The organism is Blastocatellia bacterium (assembly GCA_016713405.1).
GTDB lineage: Bacteria > Acidobacteriota > Blastocatellia > Chloracidobacteriales > JADJPF01 > JADJPF01.
Window position 1 is genome coordinate 309,772 of the sequence record JADJPF010000004.1, and the last position, 12,407, is coordinate 322,178.

Genomic DNA, 12,407 nt, shown 5'->3' on the forward strand with positions numbered 1-12,407 from the left:
TTATTGAGGTAAAGCAATGTTGGAAAAAGATAGAGGAAAAGATAGAGAAAAAGATAGAGAAAGAAAAACTATAGAAAAACGCTTTTATAAAACTGTAATAGCAATACCTGCTATTACTACTTCTTTAGCTACTTTAGTAATAACATGGGATATATTTTTTAATACTTTTGATCCTATTCAAGAAATGTTTCTTACTCAAGATTACCTGCTTAAATTTATTTTTTTGCTTATTATTAGTATTCCTATAAACCTAATTCTCATTTTGATAGCCAGCTTTGGCTTTATTATTTTTGGTCTTACACATTGGCCTTCATTTATTTCTACTAGTGTCAAATAAATTTTTAATGATAAAAGGGGAAACACTATGAGCTTAAAACAAAAGTTTAATTTAATATTTTTTATTTTGGTTGGAATTTTATCTACTCCAATAGTAATTACTGTGACTTCTACTGTGGCAAATTATTTGAATTTTAGAATAGGGCATCAATACTATAGATTTACAAACCTTATTTCTATGTATTTAGCGTTGCTGGTGATTTTACCTATTAGCGGGATAAGTGCCTTTATTGCTAGCTTATTTATTAGTCCAAGAGACAAAGAAATGAGTTTAGAAGAGTTATCTGCACGCAGAAGGGTAAGAGTAATGGCCGCAATTACCCTTTTACTAGAACCAATATTAGTGGTTCTTTTCCCACTAATATTTTTTGCTCTTGGAGGATCTAGGTAGCGGTTTTATGAGCCACTTTTAACCTCTACTGTATTATCATCGGAATTACGATCTATTAATTTATTGTAAGGGTCAATACCTGCTCTAGTCGGCACTTCATCAACCGTAATTTCAAAGGTTTGTTCTTCTTTATCGATTTTATATTTTTGTAGGTGAAGTTCTTTTTGTTTTTTCTTTTCACCTACAAAAACACCAATATCAATTAAATCACTGATTTCAATTGGTTTTTCTGCTCCCTCGCCATCAGCACGAAGCTTTTTAGCTTGTACTTTTAATTTAACTAGATATTTTCCATCTGAAGTTTTTGTATAAGTTGCTTCTATAGCTTTATTTTCAAATAAAGTTATGGTTTCAAATAAATCTGTAATCAAATATTGTAGGTCTAATGGGGTAGCTTCTTTTAAGCATTTTATTAGTTCTAAAGAACTTGCATAAGGCGGCTCTTGATAAGCTACAGAACTAATAAAAAGTTTTAGAGCATTATTTACGGCTTCTTCTCCAATATAATCTTTAAGCGCGTACATTACCAGGCTACCCTTTTGATAGTGAATATATGGCTGATTTTGTACTAACCCAATATGGTTTTCTTTCTTTTCTTCTGCTGTGCGACCTCTTAAATATTGGTCTAGCTCATATTTTAAGTATTTTCTAATATTTTCTTTGCCATACTCTTTTTCTAACAACATGAGTGCAGAATATTGAGCTAAGGTTTCAGAAAGTATTGTCGAGCCTTGTACATCACCTCCAATTACTTGGTGGGCCCACCATTGATGAGCTAATTCATGTGCTGTTACATAAAATGGAAAGTCTATGTCATCGTCTTCATCTATTCTGGTAATAAATCCAATTGCTTCAGAGTAGGGAATGGTGTTTGGAAAAGCTTGAGCAAAACTAGCATAACGGGGAAACTCTATGATTCTAAACTGTTTATGCTGATAAGGTGAAAAGCTCTTTGAAAAATACTCTAAGCCTTTTTTAGTAGATTCAATCATTCGATCTACATTGTAAGGATGTGCTTTGTGGTAATAAATTTCAATATTGACATCATTCCACTTATCACGCTTAACTTCATAGCGACCTGACATAAAAGAGAAAAAGTTTAATATTTTTGTATCTCCCATTTTATATTCAAAATAGCGTCGTCCATTTTCTAGCCATTCTTTTTGTAAATAGCCTGGAGCAATTGCTATTTGGTCTGGTGAGGTGCTAACGATAGTTTCAAATGTCATCCAATCAGCATCGCTACTAATATAATTATTCATTCTAGCTTTCATATCATCTGGTGGCGGGAGTTCAGCCTTTTCTGCTAGCCCATTTTTCTTGCGTTTGCTTTTATCATTTAGTTCAAAACTGGAATTATAGCCTATGGATGGAAAAAATTGAGAGTTGTTAAAAAATGTTCCATTAGCAGCTAATTGATTGATTTCGCCGTTGTTACGAAAACCCTTAGATTTATAGTCAATCTCAACATTCATTATTAATTGCTCTTTTGGCTTTAATGGCGTAGCAAGCTTATAAATATGATAATTAAGCTCTTTATCAATTAACTCTGACTTATTTTCTTTGTCAAAAGTTACTGATTTAGGCCTGTTTCATTAAATGAAAGATGCACAGAATCTATTTCTTGATCAGTTTTATTAAGTAAAGTGTAGGTAGCTTTTGCTAGAAAAGACCTGGTTTCTGGGAAAATATCTACTTTTACTTGAGTTGCGATAATTCTTAGTTGAGGGATATTTTGATGTTTTTTATAAAGTTTTTCATACTGAACTTGCAGTTTTTCTTGTTTATCCTCATCAAAGTATTTATTCAATACATTAGTGTTATAGAAAATATAACTACCTGTAAAAACAAAACTTAACAAAAACAGTCATAACAATACTTTGGTTGGTAAATTAAACAAAAGTTTAGCTTGGTTAAGCCGTGATTTTAAGCTGGTGTCTGTACCTCGAACTAGCAAAAGTATTGATAAAACTGCTAGCACTCCTGCAAAAGATGTCCAATAAAAGTTAAACCAAAATGTAGGGACAACAAAATGTCCAAACCCATTCATATCAGAATAAGTGCTGCTTACATTGCTAGCATATAGATAAATGTTATGTTGATAGCCAAGTTGGGCTAAAGCTATTTGTGAGATGTAAAAAAGTATTATTACCGCATGGCCTGCAAACTTATTTTTTATTAAAGTGTGAATTATCAAACTTAATACAGAAATTTGTATTAAATATGGAAAAGTTTGTCCAAAATAAGATTTTAAATAAACTCCTATTTCAAAATTAAAATATCCATTATAAGCTTGAATTAATATCCCAGTAATTATCAATGCAAAGATTAAAATAATATTTAGAAAAGTCAAAGCTGTAAGATGGCTTAGATAAGTTAAATAATTAGGCAAGGGAAAGGCATCATAAATTTGGTCAAATTTTATTTCTCGCTCTTTCCAAACAAGTTCCCCAGCATAAATTGTGCAAATAATCAGGAAGAATAAAATAAAGGCCGCCTCCTAGCTCTACAACAGCATAAGTAACTGGATAAGTTGGCGTTCCATACAACCTACCAGCTAAAGAACCATTTAGGATAACTATAAACATTCCTATTAATAATATTGCCCAGAAAGAAAGCGATTTAACAATACTAAAAAATTAAAGCGAGTAAGACTAAAAAATTGGCTTATTGTGGTATTAAAAGAAAAGCCTTGTGTAACTTTAGGCAACAGTAATTGAAATTTTTCTACTTTTTCTTCTACTTGAGTTAACTTTTTATTGCGACGAATTGAAATAGCCTCAGATGAAAAAGTAAAAAAATAATTAACAGCTAACATTGCAATAATGCCTAAAGAAATCCATAAAAGTCGGTTATAAAGCATTACTCCTGTCAATGGAATTGGTAAAGAATTCTGCTCGGAAATTGTCCAATATTTTGTTATATAACCTATAGATCTAATTGCAAATGGATCAAACAGAGCAGGTAAAAACTTATTATCAATATTACGTGATAAAATTACTGCTGCAAAATAAAGTGCCAAAAGTACCACTGATTGTAAATAAACTGCTATTACACTACGACTTAGAGTACCAACTAGGAAAAATAAAGCTCCAATAAAGAAAATATTAGGTATTATTATGGTTGCTATTGGATGTAAATAAGCCATTAAGCTAAAAGGCATTATTTTTTCGCTGTCAACCCAAGGCATAAAACTTCCTAGCATCATACCTAAGGGAATACCAATAAAAACTATTACTGCTAAAAGAAAAGAGGCTAAAAATCTAGCATTTAGGTAGCTAGATTTTTTAATTGGAGCAGTAAAAAACATTGCATAGGTGTTTTGTTCAAAATCTCGATAAACAGCCATCCCTGTAAGTGCTGAGACTACAGCCATTCCAAAAGCCATTAAAACCGAACTACTTAAGCCTACTAAATAAGAACTATTTTTTAAGATTTTTGCTCCTGTTCCACCAATGCTAATTGAATCAGAGCTAGTAAGTAAAAATCCTATAAGTAGCCAAAGTGCAAAATAAACATAAGTAGATATTCGTTTTAAGCGAAATTTTATTTCAAAAAGAAATATTTCTTTAAACATATAAACACCTTAAATAATTATTTTTATTAATTTAACCATTAATTTTTTAGACAACACCTTCATTAATTGCAAGGAAATAAACTTCTTCTAAACCTGCATCAGAAACTTGAAAACCATTGCCAGGCTCACTTTCAGAATAAATGTTTATTTGCATTTTTCCAGCAATTAATTTATTAGAAATTACCTTATAATTGCTTTGATAATTTTCTAATTCATGTTTATTAATAAAAGTTTTCCAAATATTATTTTTAATCTTTTCAATTGCTTTTAGTGGGTCGCCTGACATTAAAACTGAACCTTTGTTGATAATTGCCATATTGGTACAAAGTTCTTTTACATCATCAACAATATGAGTTGAGAGAATAACAATAACATTTTCGCCAATTTCGCTTAGTAAATTAAGAAAACGGTTGCGTTCTGCTGGATCAAGTCCTGCGGTAGGTTCGTCAACAATGATTAATTTAGGATTACCTAACAAGGCTTGGGCAATGCCAAAACGTTGCCGCATCCCACCTGAGTAGCCACCCAAGTTTTTTTTCCGCACTGCATAAAGATTAGTTTGTTCTAACAATGCCTTGACTATTTCCTTGCGCTCTTTTCTGTTGGTAATACCTTTTAATATAGCAATATGGTCTAACAAATCTTCTGCGCTCATATTTGGATAAGTACCAAAATCTTGAGGTAGATAGCCAAGCAATTTCCTTACTTCTTCTTTATTTTTTAATACATCTATTTCACCTAAAGAGATTGTGCCTTGGTCGGCTTCTTGTAGCGTCGCAATAGTTCTCATTAGGCTAGATTTACCTGCTCCATTTGGGCCAAGTAGCCCAAACATCCCTCTAGGAATATTAAGAGAAAGATTATTTAATGCTTTAACTCCATTTGGATAAGTTTTAGAAAGGTTATTAATTGTTAGTTCCATAGTAGAATTTCCATTATTAATTAAAATTATTTATTAGGATATATTTGCTATTTTTGTCTTAGGAAAAACCTTTAACGTCAGCAAAAATCATTTGGTTGCCTGTTCTTGGCAGACTTCTAAATGGAATCGCCTCTGCTGTTAACTTATGCTATCTTGTTGGGTTTAATTGGCTTTTAATATTAAACCAATTGATAGGAGAGCAAATTGAGAAAAATAAGTAGAGCATTATTAAGCGTTTCTGATAAAACTGGACTAGTAGAATTAGCTAAGCAGTTAACTAGTCTTGGTGTAGAGTTACTTTCAACAGGTGGGACAGCAAAAACTTTACGTCAAGTGGATCTTCAAATAATTGATGTTGCTGATTTTACAGGTTTTCCAGAAATTTTAGACGGACGAGTTAAAACCCTACATCCAAAAATTCATGGAGGTATTTTAGCCCAGCGCGATAATCTAGAACATAATGAAGCAGTTGCAAAACACTCTATAAATTATATTGATTTAGTCATAGTAAATTTATATCCATTTCGTCAAACTATTGAAAAACCACATGTTAGCCTAGAGGATGCTATAGAAAATATTGACATTGGAGGCCCAAGTCTAATCCGTGCTGCTGCAAAAAATTATCAAGATGTTGCTGTAATTGTTGATCCAGAAGATTACCCAGCAATTTTGTTAGAGCTAAAAGAAAACGATGGGATTTTAAGCAAGCCAACACGTCAAAACCTAGCTGCAAAAGCCTTTACTCATACATCACTTTATGACCTGACTATTGCTAATTATCTAACAAAACTAACTGGTCAAGATAAAATTGCTTTTTCTGGTAAAACTGCTGATAAAATGCCTAATCAATTAGTCTTAAGCTTAAAAGAAAAGCAAGCTTTGCGTTATGGTGAAAATCCTCATCAACTAGCAACACTTTATGTTGATGATTTGGCGGCTGAAACAGGCATTGCAAGTGCAGAACAACTACAAGGAAAAGAGCTTTCCTATAATAATTTCTTAGATTTAGATGCTGCCTGGGCTTTAGTGAGTGAGTTTGATAAAACCGCTTGTGTAATTATTAAGCATACAAATCCTTGTGGCGTTGCTATTGGGATAAATGCTAAAGATGCTTTTGAACGTGCAAGGGCTACAGATCCAGTTTCCGCTTTTGGTGGAATTATTGCACTTAACACAACCGTTGATGGAGAAACAGCCCAAGCAATGTCAGATTTATTTGTTGAAGCTATAATTGCTCCTGCATTTTCACAAGAGGCTAGAGATATTTTTGCTAGTAAAAAGAACTTACGGCTTTTAATGCTAGAAAAAGAAGAAAAACAAACCCAGAACTTACTAGAAATAAAGCATATTTCCGGCGGTTATTTAGTGCAAACTAAAGACACAGAAAAATTACTAATAGAAAATGCTAAAGTTGTAACTAAAAAACAACCTACCAAAGAACAATTACTGGCTCTCGACTTTGCTTGGAAAATCTGCAAACATGTTAAATCAAATGCAATTGTATATGCTGGAGAGGAACAACTAATTGGCGTTGGTGCAGGGCAAATGAGCCGGATTGACTCTGTTCGTTTTGGTGCAACAAAAGCGCAACTTTCTTTAGTTGGTAGCGTACTGGCGAGTGATGCTTTCTTCCCGTTCCGAGACAGCATTGACGAAGTTAAAAAATATGGGATCACCGCAATAATCCAACCAGGCGGCTCAATTCGTGATAAAGAAGTAATTGATGCTGCTGATGAACATCAGTTAATAATGGTCTTTACTGGGGTGAGACATTTTAAGCATTAATTAAGAAAGGATATTTCTAAATGAGTGAAGTTACTGATGATTTACCAATTATCGAGCCAGAAGAAGAGCGCGTCCGTTGCCGCTTTTGTGAAAGATTAAATAAAGTTAAAACCCCTAGCACAACTACAAGTGCTAGCATTCGTTGTGGACGCTGTAGACTACCTTTAAGTAGTGATCCTCATAAAAAATGGACAAATTTAGACCCACATAGCTATATTCATCCGTTGGATTCTCAAGCCTTAAGTGCCTTACAAAAACTTCCTGGCATAGACACAATTCTAAAAAAAGCACTGGAAATTTTTCATGAAAGCTCGGCTAGAGTGATGTTTACAGCCAACAGTGTCCGAGTCAACGAGCGACAATGCCCAGACCTAGACGCTAAGTTAGATGTAGTTTGCTCAACTCTAGGAATTGAAAAACCAGAGCTTTATATTGCTGTCACCGGGCCTGGCGGTGGTTTAGGATTTAATGCCTTTACTGGAGGTGTAGAAAAGCCTTTTATTGTTATATATTCCTCGCTTTTAGAACGCTTGGACGATATGGAAGTCTTAGCCGTTTTAGCCCACGAAGCAGGACATATTCATTCCCAACACCTTTTATATAAAGTTGCTGCTGATTTGTTGTTCTTCCTAAGTGACGTAATTTTAAGAGGTTCTCCATTTGCAGCAATAGCCGATTTGCTGTCTCTCCCGATTAGAATTGCGTTACTCACTTGGCGACATAAAGCAGAATTAAGCTGTGATCGTGCTGCTTTGCTAGTTACTCAAAATGAAAGAGTTGTTGCTAGTACAATGATGAAACTTGCTGGCGGGACATTAGCATCCAGACTTGATTTAGATGAATTTATCGCACAAGCACGTGATTTTGATAAACGCGCTGCCGAAGATTTCTTACATAAATTCTGGACAACAATAATTGCTGGTACTATGAGCCATCCTTTCCCAGTTTGGCGTGTGTCAGAAATTATTGAATGGGCAGAAAAAGAAGAAGGCTACCGTCGTCTAATTAACAAATAAATTAAAATTGCTTATTTTTACCTAAAATAGCCTAGCTGATTATTGCTAGGCTATTTTTGTTATTTAATTAATCCCAAAGCAGCATCAGCCAAACCAATAACCACTTGCCCAAATTCTTTAAAACGCTCGTCTTTAGTTTGACCACAAGCATAACGATAGTAAATTTGCTGTAAAACTACAGCTAGCTTAAATACTGCAAATGTTTCATAAAAGGCAATGCTAGATAAATCTCGGCCAGTTTGTTCTTGATAACGCTTAATTAATTCTACTCTGGTTAGCCAGCCATTTTCACAAGTAACAGGGCTTATGGATTCCCGACGTGCTACCGGATCATCAGCTTGCGCCCAATAGCCCAAGAAAATCCCTATATCTACTAGCGGATCTCCTACACTGCTCATTTCCCAATCCAACACACCTATAACTTTGCTAGGATCTTGCGAGTCTAAAATTACATTGTCTAACTTAAAATCATTATGAATTAACGTTGCTGGAGTGCTTTCTAGCGGCATGTTTTCATTTAGCCACTGTATTACAGTTTCCATAGCTGGCACAACTGTAGTTTTAGCCCTTTGCCAACGCTCTGACCAACCTTTAACTTGACGAGCAACAAACCCAGCAGGCTTTCCAATTTTATCTAGCCCATTAGCATAAATATCTACTGAGTGCAGCTTAGCTAATGTGTCAATCATTGCTAAACTAATTTTTTTTCGCAGTTCTGGATCTGGTGCTAATTCAGACGGCCATGTCCGTCTGATAATGATCCCTTGACGACGCTCCATTAGATAAAATGTTGCACCAATTACATTTGTATCTTCACAAAGCAAATAGGGACGAGGAGCTAAATTAAAATGAGGGTTAATCATTGAAAGCAATCGAAATTCCCTTGGCATATCGTGTGCAGTGGGTGGAACAGGGCCAAAAGGCGGACGACGCAAAACAAATTCTTGATTACCAATTTTAACTAAATAAGTTAAATTACTCGTGGGCTTTAATCATTTTTATTTATCCTCTTTGAAATCGGATAGGATTTTTCTAGCTACTACCATTCTATGTACTTCATCAACTCCGTCATAAATACGCGCTGCTCTAGCACCACGATAAAAGGCTTCTAGCGGAGTGTCTTTAGAAAATCCTAATGCTCCATGCACTTGAATTGCTTTATCAATTACATCATGAAGCACTTTAGCACCATAAAATTTAATTAAAGAAACTTCCACTCTAGCTTCATCTCCTTGATCCATTTTCCAAGCCGCATGCAAGGTCATAAGCCTAGCTGCGTTAAGCTCTGCGGCAGAGTCAGCAATCCAATTTTGAACGCTTTGTTTATTAGCTAACGGCTCACCAAAAGAAATACGTTTTAAAGCGCGTTTGCACATTAGTTCAAAGCTACGTTGAGCAATTCCTAGCCAGCGCATACAATGTTGGATTCGGCCTGGGCCTAAGCGTTTTTGTGCTAGATGAAAGCCTTCTCCCTCTTTGCCTAGTAAATTAGTTACAGGTACTCGGCAATCTTGAAAGCGGATTTCGCAATGTCCCCCAAGTCCACCAGATCCCATAACATCAATATCACGAATAATATTAAAGCCTGGTGTATCGGTAGGGACAATAATCATGCTAGCGCGTTGATGTGGTTTTGCTGCTGGGTTTGTTACTGCCATAGTAATAGCAAATTGTGACCCAATTGCACCAGTAATAAACCATTTATGACCATTTATGACCCAATCGTCACCATCACGAACGGCACTTGTTAAAAGCCCTGTAGGGTCAGATCCTGCAACTTCAGGTTCAGTCATAGCAAAGCAAGAACGAATATCACCATTAACCAAAGGTTTTAAGTATTTTTCTTTTTGCTCTGCTGTGCCTGCTATATGAAGCAACTCAGCATTGCCAGCATCAGGAGCAGCACAACCAAAAATTCTTGGCCCAATAGGGGAGCGTCCAATAATTTCATTCATCAACCCTAAATTAACAACGCTAGTTCCCATTCCTCCTTCTTCTTTTGACATATGAGGGGCCCACCAACCACGACTTTTAACTTTATTTTGCAGGTCTTTTTCTATTGCTTCGTCTAAACCTGCGTGTTCATCGGCGTTAGCTTCATTAGGATAAACATATTGCTCCATAAATTCAGATAGTTGTTTTTGCATTTCGGCTACATCGGGAGGAATGCTAAAGTCAATCATTCTACTAGCTCCTTAAAATAATTTTTTGTAATAATAAAAGTTTTAACAACCAGGAACTACACAAGCACCTGTTTTGCTCATTGCCGCGCTACGTAGCTCATCTGCTAAATTAATTGTATGAAGTGTTGCAGAAAAAGCTTTTTGTTGTAGTTCGGGAGTAATTGCATATTTACGTAATATTTCTAGTCCAAATTTATGGTGCCATTCTTCATCTGGCTGGATTTGATTGCGGTAGAGATCCGCGCTAGTTTTATCTCCCATAGCATCAAGTACAGCAATTAATTGGCTATTGCGCTTAATTGCAATTGCTTCACGGGCAAAAGGCCCAGCAGCAACTCGTTCAACAGTGGTTTCTAAAGTCGTAAGCCATTGATAAAGAGGGCTAAAGCCAGTGGCTAGAGGTGAAAAGTTTTCTAAATTAACTCCTAAATCTAAAAGTCGGTTCTCTATTAAGCGATAATGTTTAGCTTCATCGCCACATTGACGAGCTAAACCTAGCTTTACATCAAGCTCTGCTGTAGATGGCATCCAAAATGCTGCTAGCTGGCTAGCTTCTATTTCATTTTTTAATGCTATTTTTAGTAAATCAATAACCGCGTTTTGAGGTGATATGTTTGGAGGTAAAACAGGGATGACTTCTAATTTTCGTAAGGCTTGTGCTACTTCTTGATAAAGTCCTTCTATAAAACCCATAATTTATCCTAAAACAAATAATTAAGACTGTTTAATCTATTTCAGGAAATTAACATTAGCCTCAATATTGCGTCAAGCGAACAAGATAAAGAAGGTTTATCATAGTATAAAAAAGCAATCAGGTAGCTTAAGTTATATTTATAGATTAAGCTACCTGGTTTTAATTAAGCTACTAATTGCTGGAAGCACTCATAACTAAACGGATACCGTAACGGTTATATTTGCTGGTGGCAGCGTTCCAGTTGCGGTTAAATGAAAAACAAAGTGCTGCCATATTGTTATAAGATCCACCTCTAACCATTCGATGACTTAGTTGACCGTTTTCTATCCAGTTACTTCCGTCTTGAGGTGCGTCTATGTAATTTTCATGCAGTGGATCTAAGCACCATTCAGACACATTTCCATGTATATCATATAAACCAAAACTGTTAGCAAATCCTAAACTTCCAACAGGGATAGTTTTTTTACGATAAAGGCTTTTTGGTGCTTTGCCATAAGGGAAAGTTCCATCATAATTAACAATATCTGGATTAATGGTATTTCCAAAAGCAAACATTGTTGTAGTGCCTGCACGGGCAGCATATTCCCATTCTGCTTCACTTGGTAATCTAAAAAACTTGCCTGTTTTTTGTGAAAGTCTTTCGCAAAATTCCATCGCGTCATACCAAGTTACTTGCTCTACAGGCAAATTTTCATCACCTGTAAAATGTGAAGGATTATTGCCCATGACGGCTTTCCATTGAGCTTGGGTAACTTCAAATTTACTCATATAAAATGCTGATAATTTTACTTCGCGTTTTGGGCAAGCTTCCTTATCATTTGGGCCACAATCTTGTTGTCCCATAGGAAAACTTCCTTCAGGTATAAAAATCATATCAATACCAGGGCCGTTAACAAGTTCTTGTGTAAAGTATTGGGCTTGTTTTTTGATTTGCTCGGCGATTTTGCCTTGTTCATCAAGTTTTACAGTTAAAAAATCAAAAGTTTTTAAGTTTAGCTCGCTAGGCAATGCAGGAACGCTAGCAACTTTTTCTGGGTGTGGGACTTCAGGAGTTGGTGTAGAAGTTGGCGTTTTTTCAATAGGTTTTGGAGTAATTGCAGCTTTTAGATTAGGTGCAAAACTATCTTTTTCAAATCTGATAGGAACTATTTTTTCTACCATTTCAGCAATAGTTGAAGCATCACGTTTTTCTAGTTCAACATTACAAACTTTCATTGTATTGTCATTGCTAGCAAGAACTACACTAGAACCATCATTGTTAAATGCAGCCCATTTTAGAGGAAAATCATAAACTTTTAAGTTGTTCATTAATTTTCCGGTTTCAGTCTGCCAAATTTTAGCAGTTCTATCTGTGCTAGAAGTAATAATAAGCCTTCCATCGCTGCTAAATTGTGCTGAATTAACTACAGATGTGTGATCTTTAAGTATTCGTAATTCTTTGCCAGAAATAGCATCCCAAATTTTAGTAGTGTTATCAGAGCTAGCTGTTACTACAAGCAAGTT

Annotated in this window: 13 protein-coding genes; 4 read left to right on the top strand and 9 right to left on the bottom strand. The window is 35.3% G+C overall.

Annotation, left to right across the window (positions count from 1 at the left end):
- The first annotated feature begins 16 nt into the window (after positions 1 to 16).
- Both IPK14_07710 and IPK14_07715 read left to right on the top strand, forming a co-directional pair.
- Positions 17 to 337, top strand: a complete 321-nt coding sequence (locus IPK14_07710) for a hypothetical protein (GenBank protein MBK7993302.1) — start codon at positions 17 to 19, stop codon at positions 335 to 337.
- A gap of 27 nt (positions 338 to 364) precedes the next feature.
- A complete protein-coding gene (locus tag IPK14_07715; protein MBK7993303.1) occupies positions 365 to 727 on the top strand; it encodes a hypothetical protein in 363 nt (120 codons plus the stop codon).
- A 5-nt stretch (positions 728 to 732) separates the two neighbouring features.
- Here the strand turns inward: IPK14_07715 and IPK14_07720 are convergent, their stop codons facing one another.
- The 5 genes from IPK14_07720 to IPK14_07740 form a co-directional block, all read right to left on the bottom strand.
- Positions 733 to 2,202: a hypothetical protein gene (locus IPK14_07720; protein MBK7993304.1), complete on the bottom strand. Its 1,470-nt coding sequence runs from the start codon at positions 2,200 to 2,202 to the stop codon at positions 733 to 735.
- 98 nt (positions 2,203 to 2,300) lie between these two features.
- Positions 2,301 to 2,588: a hypothetical protein gene (locus IPK14_07725; GenBank protein MBK7993305.1), complete on the bottom strand. Its 288-nt coding sequence runs from the start codon at positions 2,586 to 2,588 to the stop codon at positions 2,301 to 2,303.
- A gap of 6 nt (positions 2,589 to 2,594) precedes the next feature.
- Positions 2,595 to 3,119, bottom strand: coding sequence for a hypothetical protein (locus IPK14_07730; GenBank protein ID MBK7993306.1), 525 nt, complete (start codon positions 3,117 to 3,119; stop codon positions 2,595 to 2,597).
- Between the two features lie 201 nt (positions 3,120 to 3,320).
- Complete coding sequence (locus IPK14_07735) at positions 3,321 to 4,304, bottom strand: hypothetical protein (protein MBK7993307.1); 984 nt, start codon at positions 4,302 to 4,304, stop codon at positions 3,321 to 3,323.
- Between the two features lie 46 nt (positions 4,305 to 4,350).
- Positions 4,351 to 5,226, bottom strand: coding sequence for an ABC transporter ATP-binding protein (locus IPK14_07740; protein MBK7993308.1), 876 nt, complete (start codon positions 5,224 to 5,226; stop codon positions 4,351 to 4,353).
- Positions 5,227 to 5,430: 204 nt separating this feature from the next.
- Between IPK14_07740 and purH the strand changes: the two genes are divergently transcribed.
- Both purH and IPK14_07750 read left to right on the top strand, forming a co-directional pair.
- Positions 5,431 to 7,011, top strand: coding sequence for a bifunctional phosphoribosylaminoimidazolecarboxamide formyltransferase/IMP cyclohydrolase (purH, locus tag IPK14_07745; protein ID MBK7993309.1), 1,581 nt, complete (start codon positions 5,431 to 5,433; stop codon positions 7,009 to 7,011).
- A gap of 20 nt (positions 7,012 to 7,031) precedes the next feature.
- Entirely contained in the window at positions 7,032 to 8,027 is a 996-nt protein-coding gene (locus IPK14_07750; protein ID MBK7993310.1) for a M48 family metallopeptidase, read from the top strand.
- A gap of 59 nt (positions 8,028 to 8,086) precedes the next feature.
- Here IPK14_07750 and IPK14_07755 read toward each other — a convergent pair whose 3' ends face one another.
- From IPK14_07755 to IPK14_07770, 4 genes are all read right to left on the bottom strand, one after another.
- The gene (locus IPK14_07755; protein ID MBK7993311.1) at positions 8,087 to 8,983 is read right to left on the bottom strand and encodes a phosphotransferase family protein; all 897 of its coding nucleotides are present in this window, start codon (positions 8,981 to 8,983) and stop codon (positions 8,087 to 8,089) included.
- 42 nt (positions 8,984 to 9,025) lie between these two features.
- A complete protein-coding gene (locus tag IPK14_07760; GenBank protein ID MBK7993312.1) occupies positions 9,026 to 10,210 on the bottom strand; it encodes an acyl-CoA dehydrogenase family protein in 1,185 nt (394 codons plus the stop codon).
- 42 nt (positions 10,211 to 10,252) lie between these two features.
- The gene (locus tag IPK14_07765) at positions 10,253 to 10,903 is read right to left on the bottom strand and encodes a ferritin-like domain-containing protein (GenBank protein MBK7993313.1); all 651 of its coding nucleotides are present in this window, start codon (positions 10,901 to 10,903) and stop codon (positions 10,253 to 10,255) included.
- A gap of 172 nt (positions 10,904 to 11,075) precedes the next feature.
- Complete coding sequence (locus IPK14_07770; GenBank protein MBK7993314.1) at positions 11,076 to 12,404, bottom strand: SUMF1/EgtB/PvdO family nonheme iron enzyme; 1,329 nt, start codon at positions 12,402 to 12,404, stop codon at positions 11,076 to 11,078.
- Between the last annotated feature and the right edge of the window lie 3 nt (positions 12,405 to 12,407).